The organism is Marivita sp., assembly GCF_017643905.1.
In the GTDB taxonomy this organism is placed as follows: Bacteria; Pseudomonadota; Alphaproteobacteria; order Rhodobacterales; family Rhodobacteraceae; genus Marivita.
The window spans coordinates 15,030-28,736 of the sequence record NZ_JAEPMO010000001.1 but is presented as its reverse complement, the minus strand read 5'-3'; the positions used below and the strand labels follow the sequence as shown (position 1 = coordinate 28,736).

Annotated in this window: 15 protein-coding genes; 7 read left to right on the top strand and 8 right to left on the bottom strand. The window is 59.7% G+C overall.

What is annotated here, in order from left to right:
• Positions 1 to 97: 97 nt before the first annotated feature.
• Positions 98 to 1,276, top strand: a complete 1,179-nt coding sequence (locus tag JJ869_RS00170) for a PatB family C-S lyase (RefSeq protein ID WP_292263740.1) — start codon at positions 98 to 100, stop codon at positions 1,274 to 1,276.
• Between the two features lie 2 nt (positions 1,277 to 1,278).
• Here the strand turns inward: JJ869_RS00170 and JJ869_RS00165 are convergent, their stop codons facing one another.
• The 5 genes from JJ869_RS00165 to JJ869_RS00145 are packed head-to-tail and all read right to left on the bottom strand — an operon-like array spanning position 1,279 to position 4,044.
• Complete coding sequence (locus JJ869_RS00165) at positions 1,279 to 1,902, bottom strand: trimeric intracellular cation channel family protein (RefSeq protein ID WP_292263737.1); 624 nt, start codon at positions 1,900 to 1,902, stop codon at positions 1,279 to 1,281.
• Positions 1,899 to 2,360 carry a ribonuclease HI gene (gene rnhA / locus JJ869_RS00160; protein WP_292263734.1) on the bottom strand — a complete coding sequence of 154 codons (462 nt, stop codon included), beginning with the start codon at positions 2,358 to 2,360 and terminating at the stop codon, positions 1,899 to 1,901. The genes JJ869_RS00165 and rnhA overlap by 4 nt, the downstream gene beginning before the upstream one ends.
• Positions 2,353 to 2,943 (bottom strand): class I SAM-dependent methyltransferase, encoded by a 591-nt coding sequence (locus tag JJ869_RS00155; RefSeq protein WP_292263732.1) that lies wholly within the window; start codon positions 2,941 to 2,943, stop codon positions 2,353 to 2,355. Before JJ869_RS00155 ends, rnhA begins: the two co-directional genes overlap by 8 nt.
• On the bottom strand, positions 2,940 to 3,392 hold the full coding sequence (locus JJ869_RS00150) for a DUF3429 domain-containing protein (protein ID WP_292263729.1): 453 nt from the start codon (positions 3,390 to 3,392) through the stop codon (positions 2,940 to 2,942). Before JJ869_RS00150 ends, JJ869_RS00155 begins: the two co-directional genes overlap by 4 nt.
• Before the next feature lie 37 nt (positions 3,393 to 3,429).
• Positions 3,430 to 4,044: a LysE family translocator gene (locus JJ869_RS00145; protein ID WP_292263726.1), complete on the bottom strand. Its 615-nt coding sequence runs from the start codon at positions 4,042 to 4,044 to the stop codon at positions 3,430 to 3,432.
• Between the two features lie 104 nt (positions 4,045 to 4,148).
• Here JJ869_RS00145 and JJ869_RS00140 point away from each other — a divergent pair, with 104 nt between their 5' ends.
• A complete protein-coding gene (locus JJ869_RS00140; protein ID WP_292263723.1) occupies positions 4,149 to 6,389 on the top strand; it encodes a DEAD/DEAH box helicase in 2,241 nt (746 codons plus the stop codon).
• A 74-nt stretch (positions 6,390 to 6,463) separates the two neighbouring features.
• Here the strand turns inward: JJ869_RS00140 and ispH are convergent, their stop codons facing one another.
• A complete protein-coding gene (gene ispH, locus JJ869_RS00135; RefSeq protein WP_292263720.1) occupies positions 6,464 to 7,414 on the bottom strand; it encodes a 4-hydroxy-3-methylbut-2-enyl diphosphate reductase in 951 nt (316 codons plus the stop codon).
• Positions 7,415 to 7,549: 135 nt separating this feature from the next.
• On the opposite strand from ispH, the gene JJ869_RS00130 reads away from it, so the two are divergent.
• Entirely contained in the window at positions 7,550 to 8,020 is a 471-nt protein-coding gene (locus JJ869_RS00130) for a c-type cytochrome (protein WP_292263717.1), read from the top strand.
• A gap of 80 nt (positions 8,021 to 8,100) precedes the next feature.
• Complete coding sequence (locus JJ869_RS00125; protein ID WP_292263715.1) at positions 8,101 to 9,354, top strand: MFS transporter; 1,254 nt, start codon at positions 8,101 to 8,103, stop codon at positions 9,352 to 9,354.
• On the opposite strand, the gene JJ869_RS00120 is transcribed toward JJ869_RS00125, so the two are convergent.
• Both JJ869_RS00120 and JJ869_RS00115 read right to left on the bottom strand, forming a co-directional pair.
• Positions 9,335 to 9,772: a YqaA family protein gene (locus tag JJ869_RS00120; RefSeq protein WP_292263711.1), complete on the bottom strand. Its 438-nt coding sequence runs from the start codon at positions 9,770 to 9,772 to the stop codon at positions 9,335 to 9,337. The genes JJ869_RS00125 and JJ869_RS00120 overlap by 20 nt on opposite strands.
• A 25-nt stretch (positions 9,773 to 9,797) precedes the next feature.
• Complete coding sequence (locus tag JJ869_RS00115) at positions 9,798 to 10,370, bottom strand: NYN domain-containing protein (RefSeq protein ID WP_188480102.1); 573 nt, start codon at positions 10,368 to 10,370, stop codon at positions 9,798 to 9,800.
• Positions 10,371 to 10,544: 174 nt separating this feature from the next.
• On the opposite strand from JJ869_RS00115, the gene folK reads away from it, so the two are divergent.
• The 3 genes from folK (at position 10,545) to JJ869_RS00100 (ending at position 13,693) form a co-directional block, all read left to right on the top strand.
• Positions 10,545 to 11,087 carry a 2-amino-4-hydroxy-6-hydroxymethyldihydropteridine diphosphokinase gene (gene folK, locus JJ869_RS00110; protein ID WP_292263703.1) on the top strand — a complete coding sequence of 181 codons (543 nt, stop codon included), beginning with the start codon at positions 10,545 to 10,547 and terminating at the stop codon, positions 11,085 to 11,087.
• A 74-nt stretch (positions 11,088 to 11,161) separates the two neighbouring features.
• Positions 11,162 to 11,515 (top strand): DNA-directed RNA polymerase subunit omega, encoded by a 354-nt coding sequence (gene rpoZ, locus JJ869_RS00105; RefSeq protein WP_292263700.1) that lies wholly within the window; start codon positions 11,162 to 11,164, stop codon positions 11,513 to 11,515.
• A gap of 39 nt (positions 11,516 to 11,554) precedes the next feature.
• Positions 11,555 to 13,693, top strand: coding sequence for a bifunctional (p)ppGpp synthetase/guanosine-3',5'-bis(diphosphate) 3'-pyrophosphohydrolase (locus JJ869_RS00100; protein ID WP_292263697.1), 2,139 nt, complete (start codon positions 11,555 to 11,557; stop codon positions 13,691 to 13,693).
• The last annotated feature ends 14 nt before the right edge of the window (positions 13,694 to 13,707 follow it).

The window sequence follows — 13,707 nt, the reverse complement described above, 5'->3', positions numbered from 1 at the left end:
CTAGTAAATGAATGTCCCGAGGGCAATAGACCGGCTCTTGCGCCTGCCGTTCACTGGGGTAGCGTCGCCAAAAAATCCGAGCAGCTTGGAGTGAGACATGCGCGACCTTTTCAACAAACCCAATGACCGCCGTGGACGGCACAGCTCCAAGTGGGACATACTGGAAAGCAAGTTCGACGTTCCAAGCGCCGACGGGATCGCGATGTGGACGGCGGACAGCGACTATCCAACTGCGCCCTGCGTGCTGCGGGCGATGCAGGCAGCAGTGGATCATGGTGTGTTCGGGTACTGGACCGACAACACCGAATATCACGCGGCGATCCAGTGGTGGATGAAGAACCGGCATGGCTGGGACATCGACTCCGACTGGATCGTGACGACCCAAGGGCTGGGCAACGCGATTGCGCTGTGTCTGGATGTGTGGTCAGACCCGGGAGACCGGATTGTTACCTTCAACCCGGTGTATCACGAGTTCGAGTTCAAGATCCGCAGTGCCGGGCGTGTGCCAGTGCAATGCCCTCTAACGTTGGATGGAGACACCTACCAGATCGACTTCGACGATGCGCAGTCGCGGCTGGACGGAACCGAGAAGATGCTGATTTTCTGTTCTCCGCAGAACCCGTCTGGACGCATCTGGAGCGCCGAGGAACTGCGCCAAGTGGCCGAATTCGCCGAGAAGAACGATCTCATCGTCGTGGCGGACGAGATTCACCACGACTTCATCTATCCGGGGCACAGTTTCGTGCCCTACGATGTGGCCGCAAAGGATTCGCGGAATCGTTCGGTGATCCTGACCGCCTCGTCCAAGACCTTTAACATCGCCGGACTGAAAACCGGGAACATCATCATTCCCGACGCCTCCTTGCGCGAAGCGATGGCGCAGCGGCTTCGATCGCTGGACTATTCGCCAAACCGCATGGGGCTTGAGATGGTCACGGCGGCCTACACGCCCGAAGGCGCGGAATGGGTCGATGCGCAGATCGAACATCTCATCGAAAACCGTCGCATCTTTGACGACGCGGTCAACGCGATTCCGGGTGTTCGGTCGTTGCCTTTGGCCTCGACCTATCTCGCATGGGTGGATTTCTCGGATACGGGCATGTCGTTTGAAGAGATCAGCCGACGGGTCCGCAAGGATGCCCGCATCGCGCCCAGCCCCGGCCCGGAGTTTGGCCCCGGTGGCGAAACATTCCTGCGTTTCAACCTTGCCACGCAAACCTATCGCGTCGAAGAGGCGGCCAAACGCCTGCAAGAGGCGTTCAGCGACCTGCAATAAGGTCAGTTGCGCGGCGGACGCGATTTGTAGACCGGCAGTCTCCAGCCCAAAGCGATGGAGCCTGCCCGCAAACCGAAGGTGATTGCAGCCGCAGCCAGCACAGTTGGTGTCTGGCTGAGCCCAATAAAGGGTGCCAGCGCGACCATCGCGGCCCCGGCCACGGCGCAGGTGACATAAAGCTCGCCTTGCTTGAGGACGAGCGGCACTTCGTTCGCCACCACATCGCGCATCAACCCTCCGAGACAGCCTGTAACTGTGCCCATCACCACAACAATCGCCGCGCTTTGCCCCACGTTGGCAGCGATATTGGCCCCCGCCGCCACTGCAAAAGCCAATGCGGCCGCATCGAGCCACAGGATCGCCTTGTACCGGCTTTCGAACAGATGCGCGGTGAAGAACACAACGAAGGCGGCGAAGACAGCAACTCCCAGGTAGGTCGGGTCCGCCATCCAGAAGACAGGGTTCCGGTCCAAAAGCACATCGCGGACCGTCCCGCCACCAACGCCGGTCAGGATCGCGAGAAAGGCAAAGCCGATGATGTCGAGCTGAGCACGGCTGGCCACCAGAGCGCCGGTCAAGGCAAAGACCAGAACTGCCGCATGGTCGATCCACGAAATCAGGGTCACGCCGCGCCTTTTTTGAACGGCTTCATGCCTTCGCGCGCCAACTCATCGGCGCGTTCGTTTTCGGGATGGCCTGCATGGCCCTTGACCCATTCCCATGTCACGTCATGCCGCGCCTGCGCCTCGTCCAGACGTTGCCACAGCTCGACATTTTTAACGGGCTTCTTGTTGGCTGTCTTCCAGCCGTTGCGCTTCCAGCCGTGAATCCAGCCGGTTACGCCGTTCTTCACATAGGCGCTGTCGGTCACGATGGTCACTGCTGACGGTCGCGCCAGTGTTTCCAGCGCATGAATCGCCGCCAGCAATTCCATGCGGTTGTTGGTGGTGTTGGCCTCTCCCCCCGAAAGGGTGCGCTCCTTGACGACGGTATCACCATCTTTGGCCTGCATCAGCACACCCCAACCGCCCGGTCCGGGATTTCCGGAACAGGCTCCGTCGGTATAGGCAAAAAGGTCAGGCATGGGCAGTTACAGAAATCCAGTCAGCGTCCTCGCCGCTTAGCCCTTTGTCACGCCCGCGTCGATAGGGGCCAACGGCAAATCCGGCGGTTTGTAACAGATCGGTCAGTTCGGCTTCGGTGTAGTAGGTATAAAGCCGGTTGATGCTGTCACGGTGTTCCCCAGTGCCTTCCTTGACCGCGATATGGAACAAACCGCCCGGTTTCAGCGCTGCATGAATGGCAGACAGATGTCGTGGCATGTCGGCGCGGGGTGCATGCAGCAAGCTGAAATTGGCCCAGACCCCATCAAAAATCGCCGTTCCGCTGATGTCGTCAAAACTCGCCTGTCGCGCGGTGACGCCGTCGATGGCCGATGCAAGCCCGATCATCTCTGCCGAGGCATCAAGCGCATCGACCACGCACCCTGCCCGCACCATATGGCGGGCCGATGTCCCGGGACCGCAGCCCAGATCAAGCACCCGCGCCCCCTGCGGCAACGCCTTGATAAAGGTGGCCAAGGTGTCGCTTGGCGTGTCAGAAGGCTCTAGCTTGGCATAGTCAGCCGCCCGGGCATCGTAGACGGCGATGGTCTCGCGATCGGTCATAGGAACACTCCGACAGACAGAAAAATCACCACCAAACCGGTGAGGAGAACGCGCAGCGGCATCCACCAAGCCGGGGCAAGGCCCCATTTCCAGAAGGCGAAATCCAGCGCCAGAAGGCCGAGAAACCCGAAGATCAGGTTGGTCCCGGCAGACACCGGCCCACCGCCCGTCATGAAGAATGCCCAGAGCGCCGGGATCACCGACAGCGCATATCCCGTGGCGGCCTGCCCGCCTTCGGCTTTGGTCGCAAAACCCCAAAGCACACCGGACATGAAGCTGAGGATCACCATGCCGTAGCTGAGTTGCACGTAAGGCCCGATAAACCGCGGCCCAAGCGCGTCCATCCCGAATTGTGCCGCTGCCTCGGACAGCAACGTCAGCGCACCCCATGCAAACGGGATCACACCGGCAAGGCCAAGGATAAGCGCGGAACGTGGAATTGGGGTCATGGCAGGTCCGTCTTCATGTTACGGGACGCGACATAGCTCAGGCACGTTCCAGCGCCAACCGCCCGGCCAACGCCGCAAAGAGCGCTGCGAACGAGCGGTTCAGCCAGCGCATCACACGTTCGCTGCCCAAGAGCCACGTGCGTGCAGCAGCGGCGAAGACGCCGTAAAGGACGAAGACCGCGAAGGTCATCAGCATGAAAACCCCGCCCATCAGCGCCATTTCCACCGTCGCGGTTGCCGGGTTGCCGGATAGAAACGGGGGCAACAGGGCCAGAAAGAATATCGACAGTTTCGGGTTCAGGATGTTGATCAAGGCCCCGCGTCGCGCGATCCTCAAGCCGCTTTCCGTTTGACGTTCAGCCGACACCGCCAACGCCCCACCGGATTTCAACGCCTGCCACGCAAGGTAAAGCAGGTAGGCGACACCCGCGAATTTCACCACGTTGAACAGAACCGCCGAAGTATGCAGCACCGCCGCCAATCCAAGTGTTGCCGCCAGCAGGTGCGGCACGATCCCGATGGTGCATCCCAGCGCCGCCCAGATCGACGGCCAGCGCCCCTGCCCCAAGCCGATGGCCAGCGTGTAGATGACGCCCGTTCCGGGTGCGATGACAACGACAAAGGCCGTCAGAAGGAATTGCAGAGACAGCATAGCGGATCCTCACTGGGTGTGCTGTGATGACGCTATACATTTGCTGCCCAATGATCTAGACGCGCGCTTTGGCCCGCTGTTGGGCCGACCTTACAAAAAAGACGATGCTCGTGAAAAAAGCCCTGCAAGATGCCCTTGATGCCCGTGGATATGACACGCTGACCCCGGTTCAGGAGGCGGTTCTCAATCCCGGATATGTCGGCGCCGACCTTTTGGTGTCTGCCCAGACAGGATCGGGCAAAACGCTGGGCTTTGGCCTTGCGATTGCGCCGACGATTCTCGAAGACGAAGCATTCGGCCCCGCAGGTGCACCGCTGGCACTGGTGATCGCGCCGACACGCGAACTTGCGATGCAGGTGAAGCGTGAACTGGCATGGCTTTATGCACAGGCGGGCGTGGTCATGGCCTCGACCGTGGGCGGCATGGACATGCGCGACGAACGCCGCGCGCTGGAGCGTGGTGCGCATATCGTCGTCGCCACGCCGGGGCGCCTGCGCGACCACATCATGCGCAGTTCTATCGACCTGTCGCAGTGCCGTGCCGTGATCCTTGACGAAGCCGACGAGATGCTGGACCTCGGATTCCGCGAAGACCTTGAATTTATTCTTGGCGAAGCCCCCGAAGACCGTCAGACGCTGCTGTTCTCGGCCACCGTGCCGCCGCAGATCGCCAAGCTGGCCAAAAGCTATCAGCGCGATGCGATCCGCGTGGTCACCAAGTCTGAAACAAGCCAGCACGCCGATATCGCCTACCGAGCCATGCTGGTGAGCGACCGCGACACCGACAATGCTGTCATCAATACTCTCCGCTATTACGAAGCGCCCAACGCCATCGTGTTCGCCAACACCCGTGCGATGGTGAACCGACTGACCACGCGCCTGTCGAACCGGGGGTTCCAGGTTGTGGCGCTGTCGGGCGAACTCTCCCAGACCGAACGCACCCATGCGCTGCAAGCGATGCGCGACGGGCGGGCGCAGGTCTGCGTGGCGACTGACGTGGCTGCGCGCGGGATCGACCTGCCGAACCTCGATCTGGTGGTCCATGCCGAATTGCCGTCGAACCACGAGACCCTTCTCCACCGTTCTGGCCGGACCGGTCGCGCCGGGCGCAAAGGTGTGTCTGCACTGATCGTGACACCAAAAGTGCGCAAGAAAGCCGAGCGCATTCTGGGCATGGCCAAGTTGAAGTCCGACTGGGGGTCTGCACCTTCGGCGGATGAAGTGCTGGCGCGCGACGAGGATCGCATGTTTGCCGATCCTGCATGGGAAACCCCGGTTGGCGAATCCGAAGAAGCCGTGGTCAACCGTCTCGTGGCAGAAAAAACGCCCGAACAGATCGCAGTCGCCTATCTGCGCATGTTCCGCGAACAGCACACGGCACCCGAGGAACTGTCCGATCCAGGTGCAAAGCCTGAGAAGCGCGAAGAATTCGGCCCGAGTGTCTGGTTCGCCGTGTCCGGTGGGCGTGCGGCCGACGCCGAACCGCGTCGCATCCTGCCAATGGTCTGCGGTGCGGGCGATTTAAGCAAGGACGATATCGGCGCAATCCGCATCCAGCAGGATCATTCGCTGGTGCAGATCAAGGAATCCTCGGTCGCGCGGTTCCTGAACGCGGTCGGACCCTCCATGGAACTGGAAAAGGGCGTGACCCTGACCAAGCTCGACAAAGCGCCCGATTTCGATCGTGGGGCGCGGCCAGCCGCAAATCGTGGCCCGAAGCCCGAGCGGAAGCCTTATGGCGACAAGCCAGAGCGCAAGTCCTACGACGACCGGCCCAAGCCGGAGCCCCGCGCGGAACGCGCTGAACCGGTAGCAGAGCCCGTTCAAGAGGTTGCACCGAAACCGGCCCCAAAGTCCGCAGCGCCCATCGACTGGAACGATGAGCCGACCCCACGTGTGCGCAAGCCGAAACCGGCGGATCGCAAACCGGCGGGTAAACCGACTGGCAAGCCTTATGGCAAGGCTGATGGCCCGGCACGCGAACGCAAGCCCTACCAAGGCAAATCCGACGGCCCCGCACGCGAGCGCAAACCCTATGGCGACAAACCCGGTGGTGAGCGTCCGCCGCGTCGTTCGGAAAGCGAATTTCAGGCCCAGCCCTACAAGGGAAAAGGCAAGCCCAAAGGTCCGCCCCCGCCCGAAGGCCGCCCCGACAGCAAGAAGAACATCGCCCGTGCCGCCGCTCGCGCAAATGCTGGTGACCCGTCACAAAGCATGCGCAAACCACGTGCGGGCGCTGCAAAACCGGGTGGAAAACCTGCGGGTAAGTTCGGTGGGAAGCCGGCGGGAAAATTTGGTGGGAAACCGTCCGGAAAATTCAGCGGTAAACCTGGCGGTAAAAAATGACGATATCAAGGGTGCGTGTGAAAACGCACCCTACGCCGGGATGTGTCCTGTAGGGAGTATGCTTGCGCGCATCTTCAAGCAGGCACCCGCAACACTCGAGGCACCTTGAACTCGACGTTTTCGACGGCCGTTTCAACCATCTCCACAGTCACATCGTACCGATCCCGGAATGCGTCGATCACCTCGGTGATCAACTCTTCCGGCGCGCTGGCACCAGCGGTAATACCGACGCTCGAAATCCCGTCGAGTGACCGCCAGTCGATGTCGGGCGCACGTTGGACCAGCTGCGAATAGGCGCAGCCCGCCTTGCTGCCAACTTCGACCAAGCGCTTTGAGTTGGACGAATTGGGCGCACCGACCACCAGCATGGCGTCGCATTTCGGAGCCATCGCCTTGACCGCTTCCTGACGGTTGGTCGTGGCGTAGCAGATGTCTTCCTTGTGCGGGCCAACGATCTTGGGAAACCGGGCCTGCAGGGCTGCCACGATGTCGATCGTGTCATCCACGCTGAGCGTCGTCTGTGTGACAAATGCCAGACGTTCGGGATCGCGCACCTCAACCGTGGCAACATCTTCAACCGTTTCGACCAGCAGGACCTCGCCTTCGGGCAATTGCCCCATCGTGCCGATGGTTTCCGGATGGCCTTCGTGGCCGATCATGATCATTTGCAGCCCGTTGTCGTGGTGGCGCGCGGCTTCGATATGCACCTTGCTCACCAACGGGCAGGTCGCATCGACATAGATCATCTCGCGCTTAGCGGCTTCGGCGGGTACCGCTTTCGGCACGCCATGCGCCGAAAAGATCACCGGACGGTCGTTGGGACACTCTTCCAGTTCCTCGACAAACACCGCACCCTTGGCGCGCAACCCGTCCACAACGTATTTGTTGTGCACGATCTCGTGGCGTACATAGACCGGCGCACCCCACTTCTCGAGCGCCATCTCAACGATCTTTATGGCGCGGTCCACACCGGCGCAGAACCCGCGCGGGGCAGCAAGGTAAAGGGTCAGGGGCGGTTTGGTCATGTCGGTCTCCGTCTTGCCCAAGACCTAAAGCCTCAACGGCCACGTTTCCAGTGGAATGCGCCTTTCACCGATGTGTGAATTGACCTTCCTGCGCAGGAAGCCTGCGATTGCCATGCATCAACACCGGGAGTCCGCATGAAAAAGACCGCCATTGCAAGCCTGATAACCGCGTTCGTTCTGGCAGGAGCCGTCTGGATCGCGCCAGCATGGACGGCGGACGAGGCGCGTCCGACCCTGCCATATGACGACGCCGTTCGGGTGGCCGAGGGCAAAGCGCTTTATGCCGAGTATTGCGCAAGCTGCCATGGCGCCAACCTCGAAGGGCAGCAACCCAACTGGCAGGATCGCGATGCGGACGGGTATCTTCCCGCACCGCCGCATGACGCAACCGGCCACACCTGGCACCATAACAACGCGCTGTTGATGCGGATCGTTCGTGAAGGCACAGAAGCCATCGTCGGCGGCAGCTACAAGTCGAACATGATAGGATTTGGCGATGTCCTGACAGATGACGAGATCGCCAGCGTGCTGGGCTACATCAAGAGCACATGGCCCGCTGAGATTCAGGGCATCCACAACGAGATCAACGCCCGCGTCCTGCCGTAAAACCCAAAGCTTTGGGCCCTAAATAGCAGGCGACTTTTTTGCCGCTTGCAACGGCACGATCTTGGAGTCATGGCGGTGACATGCGCCTGACTGAGTATCTTCGCGCGAATGCGCCCTTTCTGACCGCAGGTGCGATGCTCACCTTCCTGTCGTCTTTTGGGCAAACCTATTTCATTTCGCTCTTTGCCGGAGAGATCCGGCTGGCCTTTGATCTGACCCACGGCGCGTGGGGCGGTATCTACATGGTGGGCACCATGGCCTCTGCCGCGCTGATGATCTGGGCCGGAAGCCTGACCGATGTTTTCCGCGTGCGGCTTTTGGGGCCGCTGGTTCTGGTCGGGCTGGCTCTGTCCTGTCTTGCCATGGCCTTCAACCCTTGGGTCTGGGCGTTGCCCGTGATCATCTTCGCACTGCGGTTCTTCGGACAGGGCATGTGTTCCCACATTGCCGTTGTTGCCATGGCCCGCTGGTTTGTTGCCACGCGCGGACGCGCCCTCTCGATTGCGACGTTGGGGTTTGCTGTGGGAGAGTCCCTTGTGCCGTTGACTGTGGTTGCTGCCATGACGGTGATGGCGTGGCAGACCCTTTGGATCATTGGGGCGCTGGTCTGCATTTGCGCGGTTCCCATTCTGGCCCGGCTTCTGGCGCAGGAACGCACGCCTGCCTCTCATGCAGAAACCGATGTTTCACTGGGCATGTCCGGGCGCCATTGGCGGCGCATGGAAGTGCTGAAACATCCTCTGTTCTGGTGCATGGTGCCCGCTGTTCTTGGCCCGTCTGCGTTCAACACCGCCTTCTTTTTCCATCAGGTCCATCTTGCCGAGGTCAAGGGACTGGAACATCTGGTCTTCGTCAGCTTCTTCCCGCTCTATACCGCGATCGGCATCACCTCGATGGTGGTGTCCGGCTGGGCATTGGACAAGCTGGGAACCGCGCGGCTGACGCCATTTTATCAGGTGCCGATGGTGGGTGCCTTCCTGTTGTTTGCCGCCAGCGAAAGTCCCGCGACCCTTGCCTTGGGGTTTGTCTTTCTTGGCATCACATCCGGCGCGAATTCGACGTTGCCCAACGCGTTCTGGGCGGAGTTCTACGGCACCGCACATATCGGCGCGATCAAGTCGATGGCAACGGCGGTCATGGTGCTGGGATCAGCTCTTGGTCCGGGCGTGTCTGGACTGCTGATCGACCGGGGTGTCGGCATCGAAACGCAGTTCGTGGGTGTGGCAGCCTATTTCTGCATGACAACGCTGCTGATGTTCGTTGGCATAACACGCGCTGCGCGCGACCTGCCCCTTGCGCAGACCCAAGCAGAAATCAGAATGCCGCAGCCGTAACCATGGCCACAACGATATAGCGCACCGTCTTGGCGATGCTGACCAAGAGAAAAAACAACCAGACATTCGTCCGCATGACCCCAGCCACGATGGTCAAGGCGTCACCAAGTGGGGCCCAACTGAACAAAAGGGTCCAGACACCCCATTTGAGATACCAGTCCCGTGCCCGGTCAAGCTGTGCTTCGGAAACCGGGAACCATCGCCGACCGCGATAGCGTTGCAGAACCCGGCCTAAGGCGTAATTGAGCCCGGAGCCGAGGATATTTCCGACGCTGGCAAATAGGATGATCCATTCAATCGGAATGTCGCCCCGCAATTGCAGCGCGACGAACACAATCTCGGATTGGAACGGGAGGATCGTCGCCGCCCCGAACGCCACAATGAATAGACTGCCGAGTGAGAGCAGGTCACTCCACATGGGGCGTTCGGGACAGGATCAACGCTTAGTCTTGCTCGGCCGCAACCGGTTGACGCTCTGGCATAGGATCGCGCGGTGGCCGCCCGATCACATCACGCAGTTCGTCGAGTTCGATGAAGTTGTCCGCCTGACGGCGCAGTTCGTCCGCGATCATCGGTGGTTGGCTGCGGATGGTCGAAACAACCGACACGCGCACACCTTTGCGCTGCAGGCTTTCGATCAGCGGACGGAAGTCACCATCGCCCGAGAAAAGGACAACGTGATCGACGTGATCGGCCAGTTCCATGGCATCGACGGTAAGTTCGATGTCCATGTTGCCTTTGACCTTACGCCGGCCTTGGCTGTCTGTGTATTCCTTGGCCGGTTTCGTGCGCATGTTGAAACCGTTGTAATGCAACCAATCGACAAGGGGTCGGATCGGCGAATACTCGTCATTTTCAAGAAGCGCTGTGTAGTAGAATGCACGCAGAAGTTTTCCACGGCGTACAAATTCCTGGCGCAACAGCTTGTAGTCGATGTCGAACCCGAGCGACTTTGCAGCCGCGTAGAGATTTGATCCATCAATGAACAACGCCAAACGCTCGTCTTTGTAGAACATGAATTGAGCCTTTCAAAATATCGACACGACTAAACCGGCAAACGGGAGTGGTGGTTCCGAAGCCCAATGGCCAAGCCGTGCAGGGTGATTTAATGATTTGACATAGTATCGCAAGGTGAGATTTCTGAGCACTCTCGCACATATGACAAATTTATGAACAACTTTTATATCGCCATGGGCGCGAATCTGCCGTCTGGCGGCTCTTCGCCGAAGGATACTCTGAACGCTGCGATCAACGATTTCAGCCAACAAAATATGACGATTGCGGCAATCAGTGCCTTCTATAGCACCCCTTGTTTCCCGCCTGGAGCAGGTCCGGATTACGTCAATGCCGCAGTTCATCTAAAGTCTGACCTGACTTCCAAAGATATGCTGGCCCACCTTCATGAGATCGAGGCAAAACACGGCCGGGAACGCCTGGAGCGTTGGGGAATGCGCACATTGGACCTTGATCTTGTTGCCTGCGGCGACTCGGTCCTGCCGGATTTGGCGACATACGAACACTGGCGGACCTTGCCGCAGGATACGCAGCGGCAGGCGGCGCCTTCGGATTTGATCCTCCCGCACCCCCGATTGCAGGACCGCGCATTTGTTCTTGTGCCACTCAGGGATATTGCGGCAGACTGGCGTCATCCGGTCTTGCATTTGACCGTGACCGAGATGTGCAACGCGCTCGCGCCAGAGGCTCTGGCCGAGATTGTTGTGCTTGAATCCTGATATCGACTTGTATTCATCCAGCCAGAGAGATATCTAGCAATCTCTCAAAGGCTGCCCGATGAATTGGAGTTCCCATGGCCCGCGTGACGGTTGAAGATTGCGTCGACAAAGTCCCAAATCGTTTTGAGCTTGTGATGCTTGCCGCGCATCGCGCCCGCGAAGTGTCTGCAGGTGCTGCAATCACGGTCGATCGCGACAATGACAAGAACCCCGTTGTTGCGCTTCGCGAAATTGCGGACGAAACTCAGTCGGCGGACGAACTTCGCGAGCGCCTGATCGAATCGAATCAGACGCAGATCGAAGTGGACGAGCCGGAAGAAGACGCAATGGCGCTGCTTATGGGTGCGGAACCCGACAAGCCCGTCGACGACGATCTTTCCGAAGAAAAGCTGCTCCGCGCGCTGATGGAGGCGCAGGGTCAGGGCTAAGGCCCGCCGCGATGCGGGCCGCATGTGAATGAGGCGCCGATGATCGCGGCAGACGACCTTGTTGCGCTGGTGCGCAACTACAACCCCAAGACCAATGAGGCGCTCATCCGCGCCGCCTATGACTATGGCCGCGAGATGCATGAGGGTCAGTTTCGTCACTCGGGCGAACCCTATTTCTCGCATCCTGTCGCTGTGGCCGCGATTCTGACCGAACAGCAGCTTGACGATGCGACGATCATCACCGCGCTTTTGCACGACACCATCGAAGACACCAAATCCACCTATTCCGAAGTAGCTGTTCGCTTTGGTAACGAGGTGGCGATGCTGGTTGATGGGGTGACCAAGCTGACCAATCTCCAGCTTTCCAGCTCCGAAACCAAACAGGCCGAGAATTTCCGCAAGCTGTTCATGGCCATGTCCAAGGATCTGCGTGTGATCCTCGTCAAGCTGGCCGACCGTCTGCATAACATGCGGACGATCAAGGCGATGAAGCCGGAAAAGCAAATCCAAAAATCGCGCGAAACCATGGACATCTACGCGCCTCTGGCGGGCCGTATGGGGATGCAATGGATGCGCGAAGAGCTTGAGGATTTGGCCTTCCGCGTGCTGAATCCCGAAGGCCGTGCCAGTATTATTCGCCGCTTCATCACGCTCCAGAAGGAAACCGGGGATGTCATCCACCGGATCACTGGCGACATGCGGCACGAGTTGGAAAAGGCCGGGATCGACGCCGAAGTGTTCGGTCGCGCCAAGAAACCCTATTCGATCTGGCGCAAGATGCAGGAGAAAGAGATCGGGTTCTCCCGCCTGTCCGACATTTATGGCTTCCGGATCATCACCCGAACCAAGGCTGATTGCTATGCCACGCTGGGCGTCATTCACCAACGATGGCGCGCCATTCCCGGCCGCTTCAAGGATTACATCAGCGAACCCAAATCGAACGGCTACCGGTCGATCCACACCACGGTCTCCGGCCGCGATGGCAAGCGTGTCGAGGTGCAGATCCGCACCCGTCAGATGCACGACGTGGCAGAAACCGGGGTGGCCGCGCATTGGTCCTATCGTGATGGTGTGCGCAGCGAAAACCCCTTTGCCGTGGACCCCGCAAAATGGGTCGCCTCGCTGACCGAACAGTTTGACGGGGATGACGACCACGAAGACTTTCTCGAGGCGGTCAAGCTCGAGATGTATCCCGACAAAGTGTTCTGCTTCACCCCGAAGGGGGACGTCGTAAAGTTGCCGCGCGGCGCAACGCCTCTGGATTTTGCCTATGCGATCCATACGCGAATTGGATCGGGCTGCGTCGGGGCAAAAGTGGATGGCATCCGCGTGCCTCTGTGGACACGGCTGAAGAACGGCCAATCCGTCGATATCGTCACCGCAGAGGGCCAGACCCCGCAGGCGACGTGGCTGGACATCGCGACAACCGGCAAGGCCAAATCAGCCATTCGCCGGGAACTGCGCGAAGCCGGGCGCGAACGCTATGCACAGCTTGGCCGCGAACTGGCGCGCTCTGCCTTCGAGAATGTGGGCAAGAAATCCAGTGACAAGGTTCTGGAAATGGCCGCCCGCAACCTCCGAATCCCCGACGCACAGGACCTGCTTGCACGCCTGGGAAGCGCGGAAATGTCGGCGCGTGAAGTGGTTGCGGCGGTTTATCCGGATCTTGCGCCGGCACCCACCGATTTCATCGAAATGCAAAGCGCGGTGATCGGTCTCGACAAGGGGCAGGCCTTTGATCGTGCACCCTGCTGCCAGCCGCTTCCGGGCGAAAGAATTGTGGGCATCGTGCAGCGCGGCAAGGGCGTCACGGTCCATTCCATCGACTGCGGTGCCTTGGTTGCCTATGAAGATCACCCCTCTCGCTGGCTTGACCTGCATTGGGCCGCAGGGAACCACCCCCCTGTCTATGCGGTTTCCCTTGAACTGACGATTGGCAACGATGCCGGGGTACTGGGACGGATTTGCACATTGATCGGCGAAAAAAAGGCCAATATCTCTGACCTGATTTTTGTGGATCGAAAACCGGACTTTTACAAACTGCTCATAGATATCGACTTGAGTGATGCAAACCATCTGCATGCAGTCATGTCGGCGCTCGAAGCGGAAAGTGATGTAGCGTCCGTGGTTCGGCGGCGGGATCCTGCATTGTCGACACAAGCGGCTGCGGCCGAATAAGAAGATCGAAGGGA

Coding starts and splice junctions, on each gene's coding strand:
- JJ869_RS00170 (WP_292263740.1), top strand. CDS start 98: ATGCGCGACCTTTTCAACAAACCCAATGACCGCCGTGGACGGCACAGC.
- rnhA (WP_292263734.1), bottom strand. CDS start 2,360: ATGCCTGACCTTTTTGCCTATACCGACGGAGCCTGTTCCGGAAATCCC.
- JJ869_RS00155 (WP_292263732.1), bottom strand. CDS start 2,943: ATGACCGATCGCGAGACCATCGCCGTCTACGATGCCCGGGCGGCTGAC.
- JJ869_RS00150 (WP_292263729.1), bottom strand. CDS start 3,392: ATGACCCCAATTCCACGTTCCGCGCTTATCCTTGGCCTTGCCGGTGTG.
- JJ869_RS00145 (WP_292263726.1), bottom strand. CDS start 4,044: ATGCTGTCTCTGCAATTCCTTCTGACGGCCTTTGTCGTTGTCATCGCA.
- JJ869_RS00140 (WP_292263723.1), top strand. CDS start 4,149: ATGCTCGTGAAAAAAGCCCTGCAAGATGCCCTTGATGCCCGTGGATAT.
- ispH (WP_292263720.1), bottom strand. CDS start 7,414: ATGACCAAACCGCCCCTGACCCTTTACCTTGCTGCCCCGCGCGGGTTC.
- JJ869_RS00130 (WP_292263717.1), top strand. CDS start 7,550: ATGAAAAAGACCGCCATTGCAAGCCTGATAACCGCGTTCGTTCTGGCA.
- JJ869_RS00125 (WP_292263715.1), top strand. CDS start 8,101: ATGCGCCTGACTGAGTATCTTCGCGCGAATGCGCCCTTTCTGACCGCA.
- JJ869_RS00120 (WP_292263711.1), bottom strand. CDS start 9,772: ATGTGGAGTGACCTGCTCTCACTCGGCAGTCTATTCATTGTGGCGTTC.
- JJ869_RS00115 (WP_188480102.1), bottom strand. CDS start 10,370: ATGTTCTACAAAGACGAGCGTTTGGCGTTGTTCATTGATGGATCAAAT.
- folK (WP_292263703.1), top strand. CDS start 10,545: ATGGGCGCGAATCTGCCGTCTGGCGGCTCTTCGCCGAAGGATACTCTG.
- rpoZ (WP_292263700.1), top strand. CDS start 11,162: ATGGCCCGCGTGACGGTTGAAGATTGCGTCGACAAAGTCCCAAATCGT.
- JJ869_RS00100 (WP_292263697.1), top strand. CDS start 11,555: ATGATCGCGGCAGACGACCTTGTTGCGCTGGTGCGCAACTACAACCCC.